Genomic DNA, 23,754 nt, shown 5'->3' with positions numbered 1-23,754 from the left:
TCGCTTTTCAAAACGATTTATTGCTATGAGCATAGCTATGTTATTACTATTCAGTAATGGCTGGTTCGTTAATCAATGCTATTTAGCCTATGAAAGCCCGCAAACCAACTTAAATAAGCCCTATCAATGGTGTATTATCTTAGGGGGTGGAATGATGCGCGCTGGAAATGGATATCGCACAGGAGAAACCGCAGATCGATTTATTCAACCGCTATTATTATATAAACAAGGAAAAGTTAAGCGACTATTAATTACGGGAGGGAACGTAAATATCAAAGGTTTAAAAGTTGATGCAACTAAAGAAAGTAAAAAAGTAAAAGAAGTATTAATCGCCATGGGCGTAAATGAAAAAGATATTTTTTTAGAGGAAAATGCCAGAAATACACATGAAAATGCAGTGAATACAAAGAAAATGCTTCAACCTTATTTGAGTGAACGAATGGTTTTAGTTACCTCTGCCATGCATATGCCTAGGGCAAAAGCCTGCTACACTAAGGAAGGTTTCCTCATCGACGAATTCCCTGCTGATATAAAGAAAAAGGATACCTATTCGGGTATCCTTGATCGAATTATTCCTGAAGAAAGAAATCTGACTAAGTTCGCTGAATTAATCAGAGAAATCGCGGGTTATGTTATTTATAAGATCGTAGGTTTTGCCTAAGTAGACAAAATTTCTACCATCCGAATTAAATCTTCTGAAACGGGCTTTTTCTTAGTAATCGTATCATGGAATGGGGTATAAATTAATTGATTATTCACAACACCCGCCATCACGTTTTTCTCACCACGTAATAAACCTTCGAGAGCGCCTAAGCCTAGTCTACTAGCCAAAATACGATCAGATGCGGTAGGTATTCCACCACGTTGAATATGTCCTAAAGTGGTCACACGAATATCTAAATTTTCGCCCATCTTGTCTTTGATTTTCTTAGCTATGATTTGGGCATTACCTTCTTCATCCCCTTCCGCTACAATCACAATAGAAGACGATTTTTTCTTATCAAATCCTTTTTGAAGAATAGCTGTCACTTCATCCACTGACGTCAAATTCTCTGGAATCATAACAGACTCCGCACCGCCTGCAATAGCGCATTGTATCGCAATATAGCCAGAATCACGGCCCATTACTTCGATAAAAAAAACACGATCATGCGAATCTGCTGTGTCCCGGATTTTATCCACTGCATCTAGGGCGGTGTTAACCGCTGTATCAAAACCAATGGTATAATCTGTTCCGAATAAATCATTATCAATAGTACCTGGAGCACCTACAGTAGGAATTTTAAATTCATTATAAAAAATCTCCGCACCGGTAAATGTACCATTACCCCCTATCGCCACTAATCCTTCAATACCTAATTCTTGTAATTTATCGTATGCTTTTAGGCGACCTTCTGTGGTCATGAATTCCTTAGAACGAGCAGATTTCAGAATAGTGCCACCACGTTGAATAATATTACTAACAGATTGAGAGTTTAAAGGAATAATATCCCCTTTAATCATACCATTATATCCACGTACAATTCCAAAGACTTCAACCTCATGGTAAGCAGCCCCCCGAACAATCGCGCGAATACATGCATTCATTCCCGGCGCATCTCCACCTGATGTAAATACAGCTATTTTCTTCATCTCTTGTAAATTAAATTTTCTTAGACCTCTTAATCATTCAAAAATACAATCTTTCTGTCTTTTTACCTTCCTTTTTACTATTTAAAAAGCAATAAAAACGTAAATTTGGGAAGATCAAATTAAATTTTATTCCGCATATGAACGCAAATGAATTTTTATACGCTTATTTAAATAACGCATCCCCTACTGGATTTGAGGCAAGTGGCCAAAAAATTTGGTTAGATTATATTCAACCTTTCATCGACGAAAAAATCATAGATACCTATGGTACTGCCGTAGGGGTTATAAATCCAGGTCAACCTTACAAGGTTGTTATCGAGGCGCATGCGGATGAAATTTCTTGGTTTGTCAATTATATTGATGATAATGGTTATTTATTCTTACGCCGAAATGGTGGTTCGGATGCCTTAATTGCTCCGTCTATGCGAGCTAATATTCATACGAAAGATAAAGTGGTGAAAGGTATTTTTGGATGGCCTGCTATTCATGTGCGTGATATTGCCAAAGACAAAGCACCAGCCATCGCTGACATCTTCATCGACTGTGGGGCGGCAAATAAAAAGGAAGTAGAAGAAATGGGAATCCACGTAGGAACGGTAGTTACGTTTGAAGATGGGTTAATGGAATTAAACGGCAAATACTTAGTAGGTCGTGCTTTAGATAATCGCATCGGTGGTTATATGATCGCGGAGGTGGCTCGAAGATTAAAAGAGAATAAAGTAAAATTACCTTTTACTCTTTACGTGGTCAATTCTGTTCAAGAAGAAATAGGCTTGCGTGGTGCTGAAATGATCGTTCGTCGATTAAAACCGGATTTGGCATTCATTACTGATGTTACCCACGACACGCAATCCCCTATGTATAATAAGAAAACACAAGGCGATATGTCCTGTGGTAAGGGTCCCGTTATTTGTTACGGACCAGCGGTACAGAATAATGTGCGCGATTTCATCATCGATGTAGCGCAAGAAAATAAGATTGAGTTCCAAAGACAAGCCGTATCTCGTTCCACCGGCACAGACACCGATTCGTTTGCCTATGCAACGGAAGGTGTTGCTTCGGCATTAATCAGCTTACCTTTGAAATATATGCATACCACCGTTGAGACCATTGCAAAGGATGATATGAATGCGGTGATTGATTTGATTTATCAGTGTTTGTTGAAGTTGAAGGGTGGGGAGGATTGGCGTTATTTTAATTAAAAACGGTTTAAATTGTGCTACGCAATAATTTATAACCGTGATTTAATTAAAATCCTCTGTGAAAGAAACAAAAAAAGTGAGCAATGCTCCCTTTTTTTGTTATCCAACTTTATTCTTTGTGCTTTATGCTTTATTCTTTCAATTTAAGATAGCGAGAGAAAAACTCATACGTCCTTAGCATCTGATCAATTCGCTGGCGGTTATTGCCTGAGCGAGTTAATTCGTGCGTTCCGCCAGGATGACGCACATATTCTACATCACGACCAAGTACTTTAAGACTTTTATAGAGCATCTCTCCTTGAATGACACCTGTGCGTAAATCATTCTCGCCATGAAAGATGAGAAGAGGTGTTTTGATATTTTGGACATAGGAATAAGGTGATTCTCTATCTAGAATTGCTTTAGTGGATTTCTCCCACGGATAACCACCAAAATAATTAGGAACCAAACGCCAAGCATTACCTTCGCCCATAAAGGTCGTTAATTCGTATACACCTCTTTGGGCACAAGCTACTTTGAAGCGGTTTGTATGGCCTACAATCCAAGCCACTAGATAACCAGCATAAGAACCACCCGTTACAGCTAGTTGTGTCGTATCTGCCCATCCTTCAGAAATTGTTAAATCCATAGCTTTCATCACATCGGATGTAGGACCAGCTCCCCAGTCTTTTACATTAGAGGCTAAAAAATCAGATCCATAACCACCTGAACCACGTGGATTCGCGTAAACTACGCCCATTCCTTTTGCCGCATAATATTGGAATTCATGCCACATACTCGCCTCGCCTGTTCCCCACATGGCAGAAGGTCCACCGTGAATCTCTAAAACAAGCGGGTATTTCTGACCTGCTATGTATTCAGCGGGTTTCATCACCCAATAATCGACTATTTGACCTTTGGCATTCGTAAAAGTATGTTTAGTAGGACGAACAATACTTTTCGAAGCTAACCATCCTGAATTTAATGTTGTAAAGGTTCTAACTGAATCCGCAGATTGCTGGTAAATTTCAGAGGGATTTTCGATCCCAGTTTTGGCATAAATAAATCCATTATTAATGATATCAAACCCTAAAATACCTGTGGTATTATCTGTTATTTGCTTCACTTGTTTTGAAACTAGGTCAAAAGCATACAATGGAGCCGCCCCTTGATTTTGAGCAGTAAAATAGAGTTTAGTCTCATCTGCAGACCATCTCACTTGCGTGATAACGCGATCCATTGGAACCTTAATAAGTAAAGCGGGATTTGTAAGCGATATTATTTGTAAGGAGGCATTTTGAACCCCTGTAGATTTAGCTTCTTGAAAAGCTAACCATTTTTCTGAGGGAGATAAGGTTAAATTAGACATCCGGTATCCACCTTTTTGGTAAACAACTTTTGACCCAAAACCAATATAAGAATCCAACACTTTGTCTGGATGCGCTACTGAATCAGCGGGAATAATTGCATAAATCCCTTTACTTGAAATTTCAAAATCCGACCAACGCTGAAAAGGGTTATTAACTAATTCCGGCTTTCCGTTTAGGCTCGTTTTGAATAAAGCCGGCAAAGGTAATTCAGAGGTAGTCGTGCTTTCTTCTTGAAAATTCAACCGATTAATGACTTTTGCTTTCTTATCCACCTCATTTTGAACTAAATAGGCACGAACTTCATCGATGGATCCGTTTGGATTAGATTTTGTTTTTTTTGAAACGCCAGAAAGCATAGGTTTCTCTAATGTCCAGGAAGGCGCTAAACCTCTCTTATTATAAACGGAATCAGCTAAAAATTCCTTAACCGTAAACGAGGATTGAAAAAAGATTTCTTTACCTGAGGCAGACCACATGGGATTGGATACCGAAAATGGTAAACTTGTTATGGCTTGGGGCTCCCCTCCTGCTAGATCTAGCACATATACCTGAGATTTTGAACCCATATCTCGCGTAAAGCTAATTTTAGTTCCATCAGGATTCCAAGATGGAGATGAAATCGAATTTTTGCCCGCTGTTAATGCGCGCGTTTCTCCTGTGGAAAGATTTCCTAGATGCAGGTGCGTTTGATAGACAAAGTCCCCTTTTTTATCTGGATCATCCACAATGGAGCTCACCGTATAAAGAAATTGTGTACCTGACGGTGAGACGAGTGGTTTGCCAGCCGTTTTAATTTGGAGTAAATCGGTGACTAGGATTTTCTCTTTGGGACTTTGGCAAAAAACAGTAAAAGAGATAAGTAATAAGAATACGTGTTTCATAGAGGAAATATCTAGGTAAAAAAAATGCTCAGTATCCGAAGACGCTGAGCATAAAAATACGAGTTAATTCGATTAAATCAATTTCAAAATCTCTTCACCGATTGCATCAGTACCTAAAATCATTGATTTATCTGTAGACGCATCAGCGATATCACCAGTTCGGTAACCTTTCTTTAAAACTTGGTCCACCGCATTAATAACCACTTCGGATTCCGCTTTCATTCCAAAAGAAATATCTAATAAAAGGGCAACTGATAATACAGAGGCCATCGGATTAGCTATACCTTTACCCGTAATATCGTGTGCTGAACCGTGAATAGGCTCATAAACCCCTGTTCCATCACCGATAGAAGCAGAAGCTAACATACCCATAGAACCTGCAATTTGAGAGGCCTCATCAGTTAATATATCACCAAATAAATTCGCTGTCACCACTACGTCAAAACGTTTCGGATCTTTAATCAATAACATGGCTGTCGTATCCACGAACTGGTATTCCACTGTTACATCTGTATATTCTAAAGCAAGTTTCTGAATCTCTTCTCGCCATAAACGAGATGATTCTAACACGTTCGCCTTATCGACAGAAACTAAATGCTTTTTACGTGTACGCGCTGCTTCGAAAGCTTTGCGACCGATACGCTCCACTTCAAACCGGCTATATTCCGCTACGTCATAAGCCGTATCACCATTATTCTTACGTCCTTTCTCACCAAAATAAATATCCCCTGTCAGTTCACGGAAGAATAAAATATCTGCTCCTCTTAAAATCTCTTCTTTAATACTAGAGGCACTTAATAACTCATCAAATAATTTAATCGGACGTAAATTCGCATATAGACCTAATTCCTTACGCATTTTCAATAAACCTTGTTCTGGACGAACTTTAGCCGAAGGATCATTATCGTATTTAGGGTGACCTACGGCACCGAATAAAACGGCATCTGAGGCTTTCATCTTTGCCAAAGTCTCAGCTGGCAATGGATCCCCCGTTGCTTCGATAGCGACGTGACCAATTAATGCTTCATCATACGTAAATTCGTGACCAAATTTAGCCGCAATTTTCTCTAATACTTTTTTACCTACTTCTGTTACCTCTTGACCAATTCCATCACCTGGAACAATTAAAATATGCTTCTTCACCATTATTATTTTTATTAAATCAAATTCAACATTTTTTTAGTGGCTTTGATTGCTGACACGGTTTGGTCAGAATCTAAACCTCTTGTAATTAATTCTTTTCCTGCATCCGACCACGTAATAATCGTCTCACAAAGGGCATCAGAATCCCCTCCTGGTGGAATTCGCACAGCATAATCCTTTAGAAGAGGTAAAATCTTACCATGCTTCTCAAAAATTATTCCTAACGCTTTCATAAAAGCATCGTATTGACCATCGCCTTGCGCGTGCTCTTCAAAAATTTCGCCATTAATCGAAATTTTCAAGGTAACAGACGGACGTAAATCTTTAGAATGCGTTAAAACATAATTCAATACTTGAACACGCTCTTCTATCGCATTACTATCTAATACATCCGAAATGATGTAAGGAAGATCATTTTGAGTAACAACCTCTTTGCGATCCCCTAATTCAATAATACGTTGGGTAACCTTCTTTAAATCTTCATCAGATAATTGGATCCCTAATGCCGCTAAATTATTTTCAATATTCGCTTTCCCAGACGTTTTACCTAAAGCATATTTTCGCTCTCTGCCAAAACGCTCCGGCATCAAATCATTGTGGTATAAATTATTCTTTTTGTCTCCATCCGCATGAATACCAGCAGTTTGGGTAAACACATTTTCTCCTACCACCGGCTTATTTACCGGAATGCGGAAACCGGAAAAGGTTTCCACTAATTTACTTACCCGGTACAAGGACTTCTCGCAAACGGAGGTCTTCACATCCGTCTGGTAATCATTTAATACAGCTATTACACTGGCTAAAGGAGCATTTCCAGCTCTCTCACCCATTCCATTAACAGTTAAGTGTAAGCCATGAGCTCCACAACGCACTGCTTCTAAGGCATTAGCCGTTGCTAAATCGTAATCATTATGCGCATGAAAATCAAAATGTGTTTGGGGATAACGAGTAATTAATTGCTTTATAAAAACGCAAACCTCATAAGGAGTTAATATTCCCAACGTATCAGGCAATAAAACACGCTCAATAGGTTGAGTAACTAAAAAATCCAGGTATTGAAAAACATAGTCTGCGCTATTACGCATTCCATTACTCCAATCCTCTAAGTAGACATTAACTGATAATCCGTTTAATTTTGCTAGGGAGATGGTCTCTTCAATTTCTTTAAAATGCTGCTCAGGGGTTTTCTTTAATTGGTGTTTGAGGTGATTTAAAGAACCTTTGGTCAATAAATTCATCACCTTAGCTCCCGCATCTAACATCCATTGTACTGAGGTTCCTCCATCCACAAAGGTCAAAACTTCTACTTTATCGAGAAATCCATTTGCGCTCGCCCAGGAAGTAATTTTTTTAACCGCCTGAAACTCACCCTCAGAAACACGTGCTGAGGCAATCTCAATGCGATCGACCTTTAATTCAGTCAACAGCAATTGAGCAATAGTTAGCTTTTCGGAAGCTGAAAACGATACTCCGCTGGTTTGTTCCCCATCGCGAAGGGTCGTATCCATTATTTCTATGTGACGTTTCAAATGATTAGCGGTTTACAGCAAATGCACTGATTTCTGATTTCATGGCTTGCAAATAATCAATATCATCGAAACCATTCAATAAGTTATTTTTCTTGTATCCGTTAATGGCAAAATTCTCAAATGCCCCAGTAGTAACAATCGTAATTTTTTGATCGGGTAAGCTAACTTCTAATTCAGCCTTGGGATCCGCTTCAATCGCAGTGAATATCTCATGTAAAAACTCAGGACTAACCTGAACGGGAAGAACACCTACATTAATAGCATTTCCCCGGAAAATATCCGCGAAGAAAGAAGATACAACGCAACGAAATCCGTAATCATAAATAGCCCAAGCCGCGTGCTCACGAGAAGAACCAGAACCAAAGTTCTTGCCTCCCACTAAAATCTTACCTGAATAAATCGGATTATTTAAAATGAAGTCAGCCTTAGGTGCATCATTCTTATCATAACGCCAGTCTCTAAACAAATTATCTCCAAAACCCGTACGCTCAGTCGCTTTCAAGAAACGAGCTGGAATGATTTGATCTGTATCCACATTCTCAATTGGAAGAGGTACTGCGGAACTTTTTACTACATTAAAACTATCGTAAGCCATATTGCTTTTATTTATTCGATCTTATAAAAATTCTCTTGGGTCAGTTACCACACCCGTAATCGCAGCCGCCGCAGCGACTAAAGGACTAGCTAATAAAGTACGAGAACCCGGGCCTTGACGACCTTCAAAATTACGATTAGACGTACTCACTGCATATTTACCTGCCGGTATTTTATCATCATTCATCGCTAAACAAGCCGAACAACCTGGCTGACGTAAAGCAAATCCTGCTTCAGTTAATATATCGTAAATACCTTCTTCTCTAATCTGCGCTTCTACCACATGAGATCCTGGAACTACCCAAGCCGTTACATGTTCTGCTTTCTTGCGACCTTTTACAATCGAAGCAAAGGCACGGAAGTCTTCAATACGTCCATTTGTACAAGAACCGATAAATACATAATCCACTTTTTTACCGATCATTGAATCGTTTTGAGCAAAGCCCATATATTCTAATGACTTTTCATAAGTAGCTACGCCACCCTCTACATCATCCGCATTCGGAATATGTTGAGAAATTCCCATACCCATACCTGGGTTCGTTCCGTAGGTAATCATCGGTTCAATATCAGATGCTAAAAAGGTGATTTCCTCATCAAATGAAGCACCTGCGTCTGTTTTCAATGTTTTCCAATAGGTTAATTGATTATCCCAATCAGCGCCTTTAGGAGCTAATTCACGACCATCGATGTAATCAAATGTGGTTTGGTCAGGAGCAATCATTCCACCCCGAGCACCCATCTCAATACTTAAGTTACAAACCGTCATGCGACCTTCCATAGACATTTTTTCAAAAACATCCCCTGCATATTCTACGAAATAACCCGTAGCACCTGAAGTCGATAATTTTGAAATAATGTATAAAGCCACATCCTTAGGCGTAACTCCTTTTCCTAACACCCCATTCACGTTTATACGCATTTTCAAAGGCTTAGGCTGCATAATACATTGTGAAGAAAGTACCATCTCCACTTCTGAAGTACCTATTCCAAAAGCAATAGCGCCAAAAGCACCGTGCGTAGACGTGTGTGAATCACCGCAAACAATCGTCATACCAGGTAGGGTAATACCATTTTCTGGTCCTACCACGTGAACAATACCATTCTTCGGATTACCTAAACCCCAGTGAGAAATACCATACTTCGCCGTATTTTTTTCCAATTGCAAAAGTTGATTCGCAGACAGCGGATCTTCTACTGGCAAATGTTGGTTAATAGTGGGCGTATTATGATCCGCTGTCGCAAAAGTGCGTTCTGGAGATAAAACACCAATACCACGTGTTAATAGACCTAAAAAGGCAACAGGGGAAGTCACTTCATGAATAAAATGACGGTCAATAAAGAAAACATCTGGACCATCAGCAATTTTACGAATGACATGTGAATCCCATACTTTATCAAATAAGGTGGAAGGGGAATTGCTCATTATATACTAGAATTTAAAAGCGCTTTAATTATAATTAAGCTACAAAAATCGCGTTTTTTTTGCAAAAATGCAAAGCAAATACCCTGTTAAATGGGAATTTTGCCAAATAAAATAGAGATAAAAGGAATACGTGCGAAATAAAAACGAAGGCTTATTTAATCGAATTACCAATTCCTACAATAATCACAGAAATTAATATAACCGCAATTCCTCCCATAACTGTTCTCATCGTCTTCGATGATACACCTTTCCATTCCTTGAAGTAAAGCCCCCAGAAATTAGACGTTATGATAATGGTCGCCATATGAAGAATCCAGGAACTAGCCCCATTGCCTAATTTACTTTCGCCCATTCCATAAAAAAAGAATTGAAGAAACCAGGTGGTGCCTGCCACTGCGGCAAATAGGTAATTCATTCGAAGTGGAGCTTTTGCATTTAAATAATCACCAAAGGATTTATTGGCAAAATTCAGGTACATGCAATAAACGAAATTTGTTAAAAAGCCACCCCAAAGAACCACGATGAAAATGACATTATTTTGAAACAACGGATCACAACCTTTAGCTACCGCAACATCTGCCATATCCTTTCCGGCTTCGATACCAAAATTAAAACAGGCAGAACATAAACCAGAGATGATGGCAACAAGTAAACCTTTTGTTAAATTAAATTCCTTTATCGTTTCTTGTTTCTGCTCTTGCGATAATTCGCTCTCTTTCATCATACCAGCCTTTCCGCAGAGAAAAATGCCAAATACACAAACTAAAATCCCCAATAATACCACTTGACCACCCGTACTTCCAGCAATTTGCGAAATCGTATCTCCGTCCACACCAGCTAATTCTCGATAGATAGGTGGCACTAAAGCACCGAAAATACTACACAAACTTAGAGCAATGGACATACCTAATGACATCCCTAAATAACGCATGGCTAAACCAAAAGTCAAGCCACCGATCCCCCACAATACGCCAAATACAAAGGTCCAAAAAAACGTATCTGAATCAATGGTTTGAATAATATTCATAAAATCAGGAATGGTCAACCATGCTGCTAAAATAGGCACAATTAACCACGAAAAAACCCCACCCACTATCCAGGCACTCTCCCAAGACCATACTTGAATCTTCCGATAAGGAATATAAAAACTACCTGAAGCAAATCCACCCAAGGAGTGAAAGAAAAGACCTAAAATCGAACCCATTTTTTATAGATTAATTGTAAATGTATAAGAAGCCCTACGTAGGGTTTGAAATCCCTAATAGAACAAATAATTTCATTTTGATAAGGATTAGAGCTAAAATCACACTAAACTAGCATTATAAATTGAATAATTATGTATAAAAGACTACTCTTCTTAGCTATAATCGCCCTTGCTTTCTCCTCATCAGAAGATTGGTCCGAATATTTAGGCGGAGCCGACCGAAACCATTATTCAACGCTCACACAAATTAATCCCAGCAATGTGGATCAATTAAAGGTGGCATGGGAATACAGTTTACCTGATTCGGGTCAAATGCAAGTCAATCCACTCATCGTCAAAGGAATCCTCTACGGAGTTAGTGCTTCAGTTCAGGCATTTGCATTAGATGCGTCTTCGGGTCGCGAAATTTGGCGATTTGGTGATCCAGTAAAAAACTGGTCCAGCACATCGAGAGGGGTTAGTTTTTGGACAAATGGAATTGAGAAACGAATCTTATATACGGCAGGACCTAATCTTTGGGCTTTGAATGCGGAGACGGGAAAACCGATTGCCAGTTTTGGAAATCAAGGTAAAATTGATCTTCACCTAGGTTTACCTAAGATAGCCGCTACTAAATTTATTATTTCTAATACACCAGGTACGATCTATCATAACTTAATTATTATGCCTGTACGCTTATCAGAAGGAGCAGATGCTGCACCTGGAGATATACGCGCTTTTGATGTAATCACTGGCAAATTAGTTTGGACTTTCCACACCATACCTTATCCAGGGGAGTCAGGATATGCTACTTGGCCAAAGGATGCGTACAAAAATACCCATACCGGAGCCGCTAATAATTGGGCAGGCATGGCTGTAGATAATGAAAAAGGTATTCTTTTTGTACCTACAGGTTCAGCCGGATATGATTTTTATGGTGGAAATAGAAAAGGAACTAATTTGTATTCAAATTGTCTGCTTGCCTTAGACGCGAAAACAGGTAAGCGATTATGGCATTTCCAAACCACTCACCATGATTTATGGGATCGTGATTTACCTGCGCCACCTAATTTAATTACGGTGACTCACCAAGGAAAAAAGATCTCAGCCGTGGCGCAAATAAGCAAACAGGGTTTTGTCTTTCTTTTTGACCGTAAAAGCGGAAAACCTCTTTTTCCTATCCTAGAGAAAAAAGTTTCTGCATCCACACTAAAAGGAGAAAAAGCTTGGTTAACACAACCTTATCCTACCCTACCTAAACCCTACGCAAGATTATCTTCCGAAATTGGATTGAATGACATTTCCCCTTACGCTGAGAATAGAGATGAATTAGTAAGTACGCTCGCTTTAGTAAATAAGGATTGGCATGCTGCACCTTCAGAAAAGGGAAATCTTATTTTACCTGGATATGATGGTGGCGGAGAATGGGGAGGCGCCGCTGCTGATCCGAATGGAATATTATACGTTAATAGTAACGAAATGGGCTGGATTCAAACCATGGTTCCGTCTGCACTTGTCAATAATCCAGCAGCTAAAGCTTATCAAAGCAATTGCATTTCTTGTCATGGTACAGACAAAAAGGGTAATCCATTAAGTGGATATCCTTCGCTTGTGGATATTTCTTCCAGAAAGTCGAGAACCTATATTCAACAAATCATCAACAATGGTAAAGGGATGATGCCCGGGTTTAGCCACCTCTCTTCAGCTGAAAAAGAAAATATTTTGACGTATATCTTAAATGAAGTTCCTAAAGAAATATCCGCCACTAAAACAAAAGGGTATCAACCCCCTTATCAGATGACAGGGTATAATAAATTCCTTGATTCCAAAGGCCTACCCGCCTTATCTCCACCTTGGGGAACGCTTAATGCCATTGATTTAAATACGGGAAAATACCTTTGGAAAATACCATTTGGAGATGAACCTGCACTGGCTCAAAAAGGAATAACCGGAACGGGGGCTGAAAATTATGGTGGACCTATAATTACTGCTAGTGGATTACTAATTATAGGGGCGGCAAAAGACGGTAAATTACGATTCTATGAAAGTAAAACAGGAAAGCTGCTACGGGCTATACAATTACCAGCAGCAGCTTTCGCGACACCATCCACCTATTTAGTGAATGGAAAACAATTTATTGTCATCGCCTGTGGAGGAACAAAATTAGGAACTCCCAAAGGCAATAAATACGTAGCTTTTAGCCTTTAATTACTCTTTTACAATCGTGGTTGCAAATGGCTTTCCTGAAGAGATTACGTGCAACACATATTTGCCTACCCGAATACCAGAGAAATCACTAAATACAATTTCTTTAATCGGAGCCTCATAAGTGTGCTGAAATATAACTGACCCTAATTGATCATAAATAGCCACAAATGTAGGTTTTGTACTAGGTACAGAAAAACCAATAGTTAATTTATCAACAAATGGATTAGGAAAAGCGGTATAAGTAATCGGATTCTCTTCTTGTACATTCAATTTAATGCCAGATGCTGCAATACTGCGAGCTAATAAAGATGGTTGCTTAAAACCTTGGCGAACTACAACACCACCAGAAGAAGATGTACCGGTAACGGCACTTTGCTGCCCGATGATTTGGGAATAATATTTACCCTCCACTACCGTGGTAGCACCACCAGCTCCAATTGATGAACTAATCACTTTTTGTGAGAAGGCTAACGTAGAAAAACCAAGCATAATGAATGCAAATAGAACACTTTTCATAATTTATTTTTTTAATGTAAGAATAAACTCTTTTACACTTTTACCTTCAAATTCCGCAAAATAAAAAGCAAAATCTTCTGCACAATCGAATCCTGATTCCTTGAACAAATTTTGCAAACAAGATTTTTGCAAACAACCTTGCTTTATCAAATTCTTGGCAAATTGAACACGCAGGCGATTCATTTCATCGGTGAAGTTAGTGAAAAGATAAAGTTCAAAAAAATCATGCAAAACCTTTTTATCGATTTGGACTAATTCCCCGAATTGATGCAAAGTCAATTTCGGGTTCAAAAACGGTTTGTCAAAAATATAAATAGCATTAATAGCTTGATCCATCTTATAATAAAACTCTTCCTGAGGATGCAAAAACCGCTTAAATCGCTCTGCATTTAAATAGATAACCTGAGGAAATAGGTACAAGGTGCAAACCATCACCATATAGGCAAGTAAGGAGATAAACTTTATCTCCGCAGGGTGATTCAAAAATGAATATCCCCGAGTATTTTCTAACCACACTCCCAAAAACACCGAACTCATCCCAACAAAAACTACTAATTGAAGTAACAGAAAAATAAATAACCACTTCCCTGCATTAATGACTTGATAAAAATAAACCTCATTTTTCCTTAAATAGCGAATACCCCAGACCGTATAAAATGTCAACAATAAGGGTCGGATTAGATACAAATGAGCTGCATTAAAAACGAAACCTAATTGAAAAGAGAATATAGACGTCCAATCACTAAATACTTGCCTTACAACTCCTACTTTATAGGCATAAGGAGATAAATAATACGGAATCGTATCTAGAAATACGAGTATAAAAGGAATAAAATGCCAAAAATCAGACCACCCTATTTTCGTATTTCCACTTCTCAAACTTCGTAAATAAAAGTAGATCAGCGGACCAATTAAAAAGTAGATAGAGGAAAAATTTCCATATAACAAGACCGTAAATAAAAGACTATGCCCTAAGGACATCGAATAAATGGTCAAACAATAAATCCCAGAAATAAAAAAAAGAATAGCTAAATAGATATTCGGATTAGCGAATAAGGTACCCCTAGATTTCAGGAAAATGATCGAAGGTGTCATAAAGCTAGTAAATAGCGTCATGACGAAAATCGATTGAAAAAGAAACAGCATTATTAAGTGGTTAGTTATAATTGTAATGTACAAAATAATACGGAATGAAAAACTAAATGCTATATATATTGAGCTGTAAAGATGCTAAAACAAAATTTACGCGCTTTGGGAAAATTAGTAAGTCCTGATTTTAAAAGGCAGTCGAGCATATTTGCTTAAAAAAAAACCATACTCCCTTATCAAGAGTATGGTAAAAAAAGAGTGGACCAGCATGGGCTCGAACCATGGACCCCCTGATTATGAGTCAGATGCTCTAACCAACTGAGCTACAAGTCCGCATTGTACATCCTATAAAAGGAATTCAATGTGACACAAAATTAAGGAATACTAACCTTTTTAGCTAAATTTCGGAAAAGAATATCCTATGTTCCAGACTAAAATAATTAATGACCCGATTTATGGTTTTATCAAAATCAATAATCCATTAATTCTTGAACTTATTGATCATCCTTATTTTCAGCGACTTAAACGTATAAAACAGTTAGGGCTAGCTGAATTTGTTTATCCTGGCGCACATCATACACGATTTCATCATGCCTTAGGTGCCATGCACTTAATGGATCAAGCATTAGACAATCTAAAAGCAAAGGGCTATCCTATTTCAACTGAAGAGCGAGAAGGAGCAGAAATCGCTATTTTATTACATGATATTGGTCATGGGCCATTTTCGCATGTATTAGAATATACGTTGCTGAACGAGGTAAAACACGAAGATGTATCAACTCTTTTGATGGCCAAATTAAATCAACATTTTTCTGGCCGCCTGCGTTTAGCCATCGAAATATTTGAAAATAAATATCCCCGCAAATTCTTCCATCAATTAGTATCCTCACAATTAGATGTAGATCGCTTAGACTACTTGAGTAGAGATTCCTTCTACACGGGGGTAAGAGAAGGATTTATCGGTTCTGAGCGGCTCTTAAGCATGATGGATTTGAATAACGAACAATTAGTCATCGAGGAAAAGGGGATTTATTCCACCGAAAACTTTCTGATGGCTAGGCGTTTAATGTACTGGCAAGTCTATTTACATAAAACAGCCATTGCAGCTGAAACGATGTTGATTCAAATTTTACGACGAGCTAAATATTTATTTTCAGAAGGCCAAAAGCTTCCCTGCTCAGGCCCACTAAAAACCTTTTTAAAAGGCACCTATACCTGGGACGAATTTTCTAAGAATGAGAGTTTACTTATAGCCTTTACTGAATTAGATGACCACGATGTTTGGGCAGCTATTAAAGAGTGGAAAAATGCAAGTGATAAAATACTAAAGCATTTATGTACTCACTTTTTGGCCAGAAAATTATTCACCTGCAAATTAGGCTCTCAGCCACTTCCTAAAGCAAAAAGAGTCGAAATAGAAGAAAACATCAAACGTGAATACGGCATTACGGATGAAGAACTATCCTATTTTGTGGTAGAAGGCTCCACTTCAAACGCCGCCTATGTACAGGGCGATAACACGATCAAAATGGTCGACAAACAAGGTCATGTGGTCGAGTTACTTGAAGCATCCGATTTACCGACCATACAAGCATTAAGTAAGATTGTAAAAAAATACTATTTTTGTTGTCCAAAGAGCGTATATTTGCAAGGAGAATTGAGCTAAAGGAAATTCTTTTAGCCCTTATTAAACATCGTTTGACCGAATGAAATTTACTGTTGATCAAATAGCCCAATTAATTCAAGGAACAGTAGATGGTGATGGTTCAGCTAGTATTACGGCGTTTAATAAAATTGAAGATGGACAGGAAGGTAGTATATCCTTTCTTGCTAACCCTAAATATGAGTCGTTTTTATACCTATCCAAGGCAACGGCCATCATTATAGCTACTGATTTAATCTTAAAAGAAAAGCCTCTAGCTACCTTAATCAAGGTAAAAGATCCTTACTCCGCATTCACTATTCTACTTCAGAAATACCAAGAATTTACAAGTATAAAAGAAGTTGGTATCCAACAACCTACTTTTGTCGCATCTACGGCTAAAACCGGTTTAGATTTATATTTAGGACCTTTTTCAAGCATTGGATCAGAGTCATGCATAGGCAACAATACGTACATTGCCGCTCATGTAACGATAGGTAACAAAGTTAGTATTGGCAATAATTGTGTGATTTATCCCGGTGTGGTTATTTATAACGATACGATTATTGGAGACAATTGTACGCTTCACGCTAATGCAGTCATTGGATCTGATGGTTTTGGGTTTGCTCCACAAGCAGACGGAACCTTCACTACCATTCCTCAATTAGGAAATGTCGTGTTAGAAGACGGAGTTAGTGTGGGTGCAAATACGACCATTGATAGAGCAACCATGGGTTCCACTCTGATTAAAAAGGGTGTTAAAATTGATAATTTAGTTCAAATAGCTCACAATGTAGAAATTGGAGCAAATACGGCCATTGCCGCACAAACGGGCGTTTCAGGATCTACTAAAATAGGCAAAAATTGTTTAATTGGTGGGCAAGTAGGAGTAGCAGGACATATTACTGTAGCAGATAAAACCATAGTTACCGCTCAATCAGGGGTAACTAAAACGGTCCGCAAAGAAGGACAAATATTAGGTGGGACACCGGCCTCCCCTAATAGCGAATATTTGAAACGTAATGCTTTATTACGTCAATTACCGGACTTATTAAAACGATTAGAATCTTAATATCGCGTATGAACAATAAGCAACATACTATTACCAATGCTGTATCCCTATCTGGAATAGGTTTACATACTGGCGTAGTTGCCAATATGACATTTTTACCTGCTCCTGCTAACCATGGGATCAAATTTCAGCGTGTTGATTTACCAGGTCAACCAATAGCAGATGCGGATGTAGACTATGTAGTAGACACATCGCGCGGAACAACAATTGAGCATAATGGCGCCCGTATTAACACTGTTGAACACGTTTTAGCGGCACTCGTGGGTCTTGAAGTAGATAATATCCTCATTCAATTAGATGGCCCAGAACCTCCTATCATGGATGGAAGTTCCATCAAATTCGTAGAAGCACTAAAAGACGCTGTTTTAGTAGAACAAGATGCGCACCGCAAATTCTTTGAAATTACAGAGGAAGTTCGATTCAAGGATTTAGAAAATGGAATTGAACTTGCGGCATTACCTCTGAATGACTACCGTATAGCGGTAATGGTGGATTATAATTCCAAATTTCTAACAAGCCAACACGCTAATCTGAGCCATGTGTCTCAATTTGAAAAAGATTTTTCTATGTGCAGAACATTCTGTTTTGTGCATGAAATAGAAGTATTATATAAGGCTGGATTAATTAAAGGTGGTGATTTAAATAATGCTATCGTTATAGCTGATAAAGATTATTCTGAAGCAGAATTAGCTCATTTATCGGATGTTTTGGGGAAACCTAAAATCTCTGTTTCTAAAGAAGCTGGGATACTTAATAATACCAATTTGCATTTCAGCAATGAGATGGCACGCCACAAATTATTAGATTTAATGGGGGATTTAGCCTTAGTAGGGCGTCCTATTAAAGCTCAAATCTTAGCGTCACGTCCTGGTCATGCTTCTAATATAGAATTAGCCAGAAAAATTAAGAAGTTGATGTTAGAAGCAGAGAAAAATAAAGTACCTGTTTATGACCCCAAGCAGCCTCCTATATTTTCTCACGAACGCGTATATGAATTATTGCCGCATCGCTATCCTTTCCAAATGATTGATAAAATCATTTATTTAGATGATAATAGTGTGGTGGGGGTAAAAAATGTCACCATGAACGAAAATTACTTCATGGGTCACTTCCCTAACAATCCCGTCATGCCAGGGGTTATGCAAATAGAAGCCATGGCACAAACAGGTGGAATTCTCGTATTGAGTTCAGTAGATGATCCAGAAAACTATTGGCCCTATCTAGTAGGTATTGAAAATTGCCGTTTTAGAAGAAGTGTCATACCTGGGGATACCATTATCTTTAAATGTGAACTTCAAGCCCCTATTCGTAGAGGTATTGCAAAAATGACTGGTAAGGCTTATGTCGCTGGTGTTGTAGTTTGTGAGGCAGAAATGACTGCCAGTTTAGTGCGTAAGTCCTAAGTTTAAAATGTATGATTCATCAGTTAACACATATTGATTCGAACGCTAAAATCGGTGCTAATGTTAGTATCGAGGCATTCACGTCTATTCATGCCGATGTAGAAATTGGTGAAGGGACCTGGATCGGATCAAACGTAACCATATATCCTGGAGCGCGTATTGGTAAAAATGTACGTATTTTTCCAGGAGCAGTTATTTCAGCTATTCCTCAAGATTTAAAATTTGGCGGAGAAACAACCACCGCTGAAATCGGCGATAATTCAACCATTAGAGAGTGTGTAACGATTAATCGAGGTACATCCGATAAATTAAAAACTGTAATAGGCAAAAACTGTCTAATTATGGCTTATGTACACATAGCACATGATTGTGTAATAGGCGACCATTGTATTATTGCTAATTCAGTTCAAATGGCTGGGCATGTGACTGTGGGAGAATTTGCCATTATTGGCGGGTCTTCGGCTATTCACCAATTTGCGACTATTGGTCAACATGTAATGATCTCGGGAGGTTCTTTGGTTAGAAAAGATGTTCCACCGTTTACAAAATCCGGACGAGAGCCCTTAAGTTATGCGGGAATTAATTCAGTAGGATTGCGTCGTCGTAATTATACGGATGACCAAATAAATATCATTCAAGAAGCCTATCGTTATTTATATTTGAGAGGATTAAATACAAATACGGCATTAGAAGAAATAGAAGCACAATTACCGAATACTCCTGAACGAAATGAGATTCTCAACTTTGTTAAGAATTCAGAACGAGGTATCATGAAAGGCTAATAAAGTATGGAAATTCTTGTTCATAACCTTTCCAAAAAGTTCAGACAAGAATTTGTCATTCGCGAATTCAGCTACAGCTTTCAATCAGGCAAATCTTACGCTCTTACTGGACCTAACGGATCAGGAAAATCTACTTTACTTCAATTGATTGCCCAGTTTACGCTTCCTAATAAAGGTAAGGTAGAAATGGTAGGGATAGATCCTGAATTAGCCTACTCTCAAATCACCTATGCTGCTCCCTATGTAGAATTGATTGAAGAGTACACCTTAACAGAACACCTTCATATTCTCATTAAAAACAACTACCTCCCAGCAACTATATCTATCGATTTCCTGGAGGAATATATTGATTTGGAGCCGGGTCGAGCTAAATTAATAAAGAATTATTCTTCCGGAATGCGCCAAAAAATCAAGTTAGGTTTTGCCTTATTATCTGAAAGACCTGTTTTACTGCTGGATGAACCCACCACTAATTTTGACGAACAAGCTAAACAATGGTTCTTTGACCGATTAAGTAATCAACGCAATAAACTAATTATCATCGCTTCGAATGAAGGCCGTGAAATCGACTTCTGTACAGAGAAGATTGCTCTGGTTGATTTTAAATAATTAAGCGTAAACGAATTCTAATACTCGCCATAAGCAGTAGAAAAAATCCTAAGAAGAAAACTAGATCACTGAAGCTCAAAAGCCCCATGCTCATTCGATTGTAATGTGAGTATAGATCTAAAGAATCAATTCCCAATTCTCTGGCCCCTTGCCAAAAGACGAAATTCAAAACTAGCCCTAAAATAAAGGCGACAGGCTGCTTCTTAGTTAAACTCGAAGCTAATACCCCAAAACCCACAAAACACAGTATTAAAAGAAATAAAGCTATATATCCTCCTAAAATCAAGGATGAATCAAAATTGCTTTTAGGAAAACCGAACACCGCTACTGTTTGAACAAATAATAAACTAGGCAATAAGGTCAATACAATGATAAAAATTAGCGCTAGTAATTTAGCTGATAAAATTTGACCCAATGAAATGGGAAGAGATCTTAGCATTTGAAACGTTCCTCGATCTACTTCATCAGAAAAACTATTCATCGTTAAAGCAGGAACAAACAACAAAAAGAACCAGGGACTAAGATCAAAGAACACCGTTAACTCCGCAAATCCATAGTCTAAAACATTTCCATCAATTACCCAGACATATACTCCCATTAAAACAAAAAAAGACGAAATAGTCCCCCAACCCATCCAAGAGCTAAAAAAGGCTAGTACATCTTTTTTAAAAAGGGCAAACATCTTATTCGAAGATAGGTTTCTCTCGTTTAACGACAGCGGCTATGATTAGACCTAAAAGAAAATTGAAAATTAGACTTGTAATTACTACAACAACGAATTGAACTCCTGGATTCATGAATAGACTAGTTACTTCTTCTGCGCTCTGAATTTGACTAGCACTGAGCCCTTGATCTTCCATCCGCTCTCTAGCTAAATCTAGTTGACGTTGCATAACTGTATTATCAATAAACTGGATATAAATATAATTAAATGCCCCAGCAACTAATCCACTAATTACCCCAGATAAAGTGGCTAATCCTAAACCTTGTCCGTAGCTAATAAATCCTTCATTTTGCTCTCTATATTCACGTAAACACAGAAATAATACAGTTACTGATAATAGTAAAGACCAAATCCCAGAAATCCAACCAACGGATTCTTGAAAATCCTCAGCCCAACCCATCACATTCACAAGAGTAGAAAAGAGAAAACTTAATAGACCATAAATAAAGCCATATTTCAAGGCAATGATAGATGATGAGGCAGTTGATTCTGTCGAATTTTCCATAGCTATTTTTTGTAGTAAAGTGAAATTAACAAATTAGGTATAAAACCTAGTGCAATTTTTTGAGAAAAATCATCTTTAGCAATGCTGTACGCGTCAATTGATTTAATGCCCGCATGCAAACTATTATAGTATTCTCCACCTTCTTGACTAACAATGACTTCTTTGAAGGAATTTAATTCTACTAAACTTTGCTGTATGTAGGCATCTAGCATTTGTAATCCTGCTTGAGATTGAAAAAAATAGTACACGAAAAATGCACTAAATAAAGCTGTAATCACTATTAAAATATATTGAAGGGCAAAGTAAACTAAAAAATGCTTCTTTTCACCCTCGTGATTCTGTGGAAATTTAGAGACATACCACCATTGAAAAAAAAGTAAAAAGGCGAAAGAGGGCGCTTTTTTACCTCCTATGGGTATAATTCCAAAAGACTGCAAGACAAAGCCATAAGCCACTAGCAATACTACGAATAGCAACGCGAATAGAATAAATCGGCCTATTTCCGAAAACCAGTTATTAACCATTGTTTAATTTAATCCGTGATATACGCCTGCCACTTTATAGTGGAATGAATGACCTATGAATATGGAATTCTTCGATTTAGAGACGATAGAATTAGACTCGTAAACGTGACCCTCTTTTTTAATAATCATTCCCTTAACCACTTCTCCAACTTTTAATTCTGGTTGCTGTATTCCTAAAAAAGCGGCCGAATTATGCGATATATAGTTATCCAATTTATCTAATCCTTGACTTTTAGCTTCCGAGATAAACGCAATGGCTAAAGTTTCTAACCCGATAGTCCCGAAGGCAGCTTGATCAAACTCTAGTTCCTTATTCTCTACCTCTTGAGGATGGTGGTCAGAAACTACGGATTGAATGATTCCTTCTTTTAATCCTTTCCATAAGGCTAATCGATCTTGCTGCGTGCGAAGCGGTGGATTCACTTTTTTCAGTGTATCGAAATCTGCTAATGCATCTTCCGTGAATAATAACGAATGCACTGCCACATCAGCTGTGACGGGCAATCCAGCTTTTTGAGCCTTAGCTATCAATTTTACCGATTCAGCCGTAGATATACAAGAGAAATGTAGTGAGAAGGCAGCATTTGCTAAACCAAAGGAATGTTGCATCACGTAGGCCAGTAGATCTAGATCACGTTTCAGGTGCATTGTTTCAGCTAAAACAGGGATACCCTTCAAACCTAATAATGTGCTTTGTAAACCTTCGTGAATCTGTCCAAACAAGGATAATCCACTCACATCAGGTCGTGAAATAACCTTCACCGGAAGCGGTTGTAAATACTGAAGGCATTTTAACATTAAGTCCGTGTCTTGCAAAGATCCTGCCCCATGGCTAAACCAAGAGGCCCCAGCCTGATGCAAGTCCATCAAATCACTAAAATTCTCAGCCTTATTGTCTAAAGTTAGCGGTGCAGCGGGGAAACAAGCTAATCCTGTCCCAGCCATTTTTTGTGCTATGTATTGAATTGCTTCAGGTTGTTGAGGCACTGGATCTCCAGTAGGCAATAGTAAAAAGTCTAAAACTCCACCTTTCCAGGCAGCAGCCTGTAAGCTAGCCCAATCTTCCTTGTTTTCACCACCTGGCAACGTATGATGGACACGTAGATCGACAACGGAAGGAAACCAGTGTAGCTCATCGCTAGCTATAATTTGATCAGCATCTGCTTTAATCGAAGATTCAATAGAAATCCAACGACCATTCTCAGCTAATAAATCCATCTTCTTCCCGTAATGGGTGGAACGACTGTCTTGAATTAAAATCTGTTTGAATAAGATCCGCATTTTTTTTGGCTTATTTAAAAACCCTGATTAACAGGGTTTTTAAATCAATGTCCGATAAAGGATTTATATGTTTCCACATCCATCAATTGGGATAAATCACCCGCATCTGCGGCCTTCATTTTTACTACCCATCCATCACCATAAGGATCAGAATTAATCAATTCAGGACTGTTATTTAAAGCTGTATTAAATTCTACTATTTCTCCAGCGATAGGTAAGAACAAATCTGAAACCGTTTTCACCGCTTCAACCGTGCCAAAAACACCATCTTTCGAGATGTTTTGTCCTACTGTCTCCACTTCTACAAAAACAATATCACCTAGCTCACCTTGAGCAAAATCTGTAATACCAATGATAGCGACATCGCCATCTAATTTAATCCACTCGTGCTCTTGAGTATATTTTAATTCACTTGGAAAATTCATATCATATTTATTTGCCTACAAAGGTCACTAAATTC

General features: G+C 38.3%; 22 protein-coding genes and 1 tRNA gene. 8 read left to right on the top strand and 15 right to left on the bottom strand.

All coding sequences use genetic code 11. The features are described from left to right. Positions 1 to 25: 25 nt before the first annotated feature. The gene (locus tag ACST14_RS01165; protein ID WP_459459725.1) at positions 26 to 661 is read left to right on the top strand and encodes a YdcF family protein; all 636 of its coding nucleotides are present in this window, start codon (positions 26 to 28) and stop codon (positions 659 to 661) included. On the opposite strand, the gene pfkA is transcribed toward ACST14_RS01165, so the two are convergent. Continuing rightward, the gene (pfkA, locus tag ACST14_RS01160) at positions 658 to 1,632 is read right to left on the bottom strand and encodes a 6-phosphofructokinase (protein ID WP_459459724.1); all 975 of its coding nucleotides are present in this window, start codon (positions 1,630 to 1,632) and stop codon (positions 658 to 660) included. The genes ACST14_RS01165 and pfkA overlap by 4 nt on opposite strands. A 137-nt stretch (positions 1,633 to 1,769) precedes the next feature. Here pfkA and ACST14_RS01155 point away from each other — a divergent pair, with 137 nt between their 5' ends. Continuing rightward, positions 1,770 to 2,834: a M42 family metallopeptidase gene (locus ACST14_RS01155; protein WP_459459722.1), complete on the top strand. Its 1,065-nt coding sequence runs from the start codon at positions 1,770 to 1,772 to the stop codon at positions 2,832 to 2,834. Between the two features lie 130 nt (positions 2,835 to 2,964). On the opposite strand, the gene ACST14_RS01150 is transcribed toward ACST14_RS01155, so the two are convergent. The 6 genes from ACST14_RS01150 to rhaT form a co-directional block, all read right to left on the bottom strand. Then, a complete protein-coding gene (locus tag ACST14_RS01150) occupies positions 2,965 to 5,064 on the bottom strand; it encodes a S9 family peptidase (protein WP_459459720.1) in 2,100 nt (699 codons plus the stop codon). 72 nt (positions 5,065 to 5,136) lie between these two features. Beyond that, complete coding sequence (leuB, locus tag ACST14_RS01145) at positions 5,137 to 6,207, bottom strand: 3-isopropylmalate dehydrogenase (RefSeq protein WP_459461231.1); 1,071 nt, start codon at positions 6,205 to 6,207, stop codon at positions 5,137 to 5,139. Between the two features lie 14 nt (positions 6,208 to 6,221). Continuing rightward, positions 6,222 to 7,715, bottom strand: coding sequence for an alpha-isopropylmalate synthase regulatory domain-containing protein (locus tag ACST14_RS01140; RefSeq protein WP_459459718.1), 1,494 nt, complete (start codon positions 7,713 to 7,715; stop codon positions 6,222 to 6,224). Positions 7,716 to 7,740: 25 nt separating this feature from the next. Continuing rightward, positions 7,741 to 8,331, bottom strand: a complete 591-nt coding sequence (leuD, locus tag ACST14_RS01135) for a 3-isopropylmalate dehydratase small subunit (RefSeq protein WP_459459716.1) — start codon at positions 8,329 to 8,331, stop codon at positions 7,741 to 7,743. 21 nt (positions 8,332 to 8,352) lie between these two features. Beyond that, positions 8,353 to 9,756 (bottom strand): 3-isopropylmalate dehydratase large subunit, encoded by a 1,404-nt coding sequence (gene leuC / locus ACST14_RS01130; RefSeq protein WP_459459714.1) that lies wholly within the window; start codon positions 9,754 to 9,756, stop codon positions 8,353 to 8,355. Between the two features lie 151 nt (positions 9,757 to 9,907). Next, positions 9,908 to 10,960 (bottom strand): L-rhamnose/proton symporter RhaT, encoded by a 1,053-nt coding sequence (gene rhaT / locus ACST14_RS01125; protein WP_459459712.1) that lies wholly within the window; start codon positions 10,958 to 10,960, stop codon positions 9,908 to 9,910. A gap of 132 nt (positions 10,961 to 11,092) precedes the next feature. Between rhaT and ACST14_RS01120 the strand changes: the two genes are divergently transcribed. Beyond that, complete coding sequence (locus ACST14_RS01120; RefSeq protein WP_459459710.1) at positions 11,093 to 13,147, top strand: c-type cytochrome; 2,055 nt, start codon at positions 11,093 to 11,095, stop codon at positions 13,145 to 13,147. Here ACST14_RS01120 and ACST14_RS01115 read toward each other — a convergent pair whose 3' ends face one another. The 3 genes from ACST14_RS01115 to ACST14_RS01105 all read right to left on the bottom strand — a co-directional run bounded on the left by ACST14_RS01115 (position 13,148) and on the right by ACST14_RS01105 (position 15,085). Then, a complete protein-coding gene (locus tag ACST14_RS01115) occupies positions 13,148 to 13,663 on the bottom strand; it encodes a T9SS type A sorting domain-containing protein (protein ID WP_459459708.1) in 516 nt (171 codons plus the stop codon). A 3-nt stretch (positions 13,664 to 13,666) separates the two neighbouring features. After that, the gene (locus ACST14_RS01110; RefSeq protein ID WP_459459706.1) at positions 13,667 to 14,809 is read right to left on the bottom strand and encodes a hypothetical protein; all 1,143 of its coding nucleotides are present in this window, start codon (positions 14,807 to 14,809) and stop codon (positions 13,667 to 13,669) included. A gap of 202 nt (positions 14,810 to 15,011) precedes the next feature. Beyond that, positions 15,012 to 15,085 (bottom strand) — tRNA-Ile (locus ACST14_RS01105). Between the two features lie 88 nt (positions 15,086 to 15,173). On the opposite strand from ACST14_RS01105, the gene ACST14_RS01100 reads away from it, so the two are divergent. From ACST14_RS01100 to ACST14_RS01080, 5 genes are read left to right on the top strand one after another with little or no spacing between them, the layout of a single operon-like run. Further along, complete coding sequence (locus tag ACST14_RS01100; protein WP_459459704.1) at positions 15,174 to 16,418, top strand: HD domain-containing protein; 1,245 nt, start codon at positions 15,174 to 15,176, stop codon at positions 16,416 to 16,418. 40 nt (positions 16,419 to 16,458) lie between these two features. Continuing rightward, positions 16,459 to 17,466 (top strand): UDP-3-O-(3-hydroxymyristoyl)glucosamine N-acyltransferase, encoded by a 1,008-nt coding sequence (gene lpxD, locus ACST14_RS01095; RefSeq protein WP_459459702.1) that lies wholly within the window; start codon positions 16,459 to 16,461, stop codon positions 17,464 to 17,466. Positions 17,467 to 17,474: 8 nt separating this feature from the next. After that, positions 17,475 to 18,869, top strand: a complete 1,395-nt coding sequence (locus ACST14_RS01090) for a bifunctional UDP-3-O-[3-hydroxymyristoyl] N-acetylglucosamine deacetylase/3-hydroxyacyl-ACP dehydratase (RefSeq protein WP_459459700.1) — start codon at positions 17,475 to 17,477, stop codon at positions 18,867 to 18,869. 11 nt (positions 18,870 to 18,880) lie between these two features. Next, the gene (lpxA, locus tag ACST14_RS01085) at positions 18,881 to 19,651 is read left to right on the top strand and encodes an acyl-ACP--UDP-N-acetylglucosamine O-acyltransferase (protein ID WP_459459698.1); all 771 of its coding nucleotides are present in this window, start codon (positions 18,881 to 18,883) and stop codon (positions 19,649 to 19,651) included. A 6-nt stretch (positions 19,652 to 19,657) separates the two neighbouring features. Then, positions 19,658 to 20,260, top strand: coding sequence for an ABC transporter ATP-binding protein (locus tag ACST14_RS01080; RefSeq protein ID WP_459459696.1), 603 nt, complete (start codon positions 19,658 to 19,660; stop codon positions 20,258 to 20,260). Here ACST14_RS01080 and ACST14_RS01075 read toward each other — a convergent pair. Genes ACST14_RS01075 through gcvH form a run of 5 tightly spaced genes read right to left on the bottom strand, consistent with a single transcriptional unit; the run spans position 20,253 to position 23,719 of the window. Continuing rightward, positions 20,253 to 20,942 carry an ABC transporter permease subunit gene (locus ACST14_RS01075; protein WP_459459694.1) on the bottom strand — a complete coding sequence of 230 codons (690 nt, stop codon included), beginning with the start codon at positions 20,940 to 20,942 and terminating at the stop codon, positions 20,253 to 20,255. The genes ACST14_RS01080 and ACST14_RS01075 overlap by 8 nt on opposite strands. Position 20,943: 1 nt before the next feature. Continuing rightward, entirely contained in the window at positions 20,944 to 21,489 is a 546-nt protein-coding gene (locus tag ACST14_RS01070) for a DUF4199 domain-containing protein (protein WP_459459692.1), read from the bottom strand. Positions 21,490 to 21,491: 2 nt separating this feature from the next. Beyond that, positions 21,492 to 22,013, bottom strand: coding sequence for a hypothetical protein (locus ACST14_RS01065; protein WP_459459690.1), 522 nt, complete (start codon positions 22,011 to 22,013; stop codon positions 21,492 to 21,494). A 3-nt stretch (positions 22,014 to 22,016) separates the two neighbouring features. Next, the gene (locus ACST14_RS01060) at positions 22,017 to 23,294 is read right to left on the bottom strand and encodes a dihydroorotase (protein ID WP_459459688.1); all 1,278 of its coding nucleotides are present in this window, start codon (positions 23,292 to 23,294) and stop codon (positions 22,017 to 22,019) included. A gap of 44 nt (positions 23,295 to 23,338) precedes the next feature. After that, a complete protein-coding gene (gene gcvH / locus ACST14_RS01055) occupies positions 23,339 to 23,719 on the bottom strand; it encodes a glycine cleavage system protein GcvH (protein WP_459459686.1) in 381 nt (126 codons plus the stop codon). Between the last annotated feature and the right edge of the window lie 35 nt (positions 23,720 to 23,754).

Source organism: Aquirufa sp. A-Brett2-15D (assembly GCF_054558735.1).
This window is presented reverse-complemented; position numbering and strand designations above follow the sequence as displayed.

What these genes read in the sequence shown, in the direction of transcription:
- ACST14_RS01070 (WP_459459692.1), bottom strand. Translation starts at nt 21,489, where the DNA reads ATGGAAAATTCGACAGAATCAACTGCCTCATCATCTATCATTGCCTTG.
- ACST14_RS01075 (WP_459459694.1), bottom strand. Translation starts at nt 20,942, where the DNA reads ATGTTTGCCCTTTTTAAAAAAGATGTACTAGCCTTTTTTAGCTCTTGG.
- ACST14_RS01080 (WP_459459696.1), top strand. Translation starts at nt 19,658, where the DNA reads ATGGAAATTCTTGTTCATAACCTTTCCAAAAAGTTCAGACAAGAATTT.
- gcvH (WP_459459686.1), bottom strand. Translation starts at nt 23,719, where the DNA reads ATGAATTTTCCAAGTGAATTAAAATATACTCAAGAGCACGAGTGGATT.
- ACST14_RS01100 (WP_459459704.1), top strand. Translation starts at nt 15,174, where the DNA reads ATGTTCCAGACTAAAATAATTAATGACCCGATTTATGGTTTTATCAAA.
- ACST14_RS01110 (WP_459459706.1), bottom strand. Translation starts at nt 14,809, where the DNA reads ATGCTGTTTCTTTTTCAATCGATTTTCGTCATGACGCTATTTACTAGC.
- ACST14_RS01115 (WP_459459708.1), bottom strand. Translation starts at nt 13,663, where the DNA reads ATGAAAAGTGTTCTATTTGCATTCATTATGCTTGGTTTTTCTACGTTA.
- pfkA (WP_459459724.1), bottom strand. Translation starts at nt 1,632, where the DNA reads ATGAAGAAAATAGCTGTATTTACATCAGGTGGAGATGCGCCGGGAATG.
- ACST14_RS01165 (WP_459459725.1), top strand. Translation starts at nt 26, where the DNA reads ATGAGCATAGCTATGTTATTACTATTCAGTAATGGCTGGTTCGTTAAT.
- ACST14_RS01140 (WP_459459718.1), bottom strand. Translation starts at nt 7,715, where the DNA reads ATGGATACGACCCTTCGCGATGGGGAACAAACCAGCGGAGTATCGTTT.
- rhaT (WP_459459712.1), bottom strand. Translation starts at nt 10,960, where the DNA reads ATGGGTTCGATTTTAGGTCTTTTCTTTCACTCCTTGGGTGGATTTGCT.
- ACST14_RS01065 (WP_459459690.1), bottom strand. Translation starts at nt 22,013, where the DNA reads ATGGTTAATAACTGGTTTTCGGAAATAGGCCGATTTATTCTATTCGCG.
- ACST14_RS01150 (WP_459459720.1), bottom strand. Translation starts at nt 5,064, where the DNA reads ATGAAACACGTATTCTTATTACTTATCTCTTTTACTGTTTTTTGCCAA.
- ACST14_RS01120 (WP_459459710.1), top strand. Translation starts at nt 11,093, where the DNA reads ATGTATAAAAGACTACTCTTCTTAGCTATAATCGCCCTTGCTTTCTCC.
- ACST14_RS01155 (WP_459459722.1), top strand. Translation starts at nt 1,770, where the DNA reads ATGAACGCAAATGAATTTTTATACGCTTATTTAAATAACGCATCCCCT.
- ACST14_RS01090 (WP_459459700.1), top strand. Translation starts at nt 17,475, where the DNA reads ATGAACAATAAGCAACATACTATTACCAATGCTGTATCCCTATCTGGA.
- leuD (WP_459459716.1), bottom strand. Translation starts at nt 8,331, where the DNA reads ATGGCTTACGATAGTTTTAATGTAGTAAAAAGTTCCGCAGTACCTCTT.
- ACST14_RS01060 (WP_459459688.1), bottom strand. Translation starts at nt 23,294, where the DNA reads ATGCGGATCTTATTCAAACAGATTTTAATTCAAGACAGTCGTTCCACC.
- lpxD (WP_459459702.1), top strand. Translation starts at nt 16,459, where the DNA reads ATGAAATTTACTGTTGATCAAATAGCCCAATTAATTCAAGGAACAGTA.
- leuC (WP_459459714.1), bottom strand. Translation starts at nt 9,756, where the DNA reads ATGAGCAATTCCCCTTCCACCTTATTTGATAAAGTATGGGATTCACAT.
- lpxA (WP_459459698.1), top strand. Translation starts at nt 18,881, where the DNA reads ATGATTCATCAGTTAACACATATTGATTCGAACGCTAAAATCGGTGCT.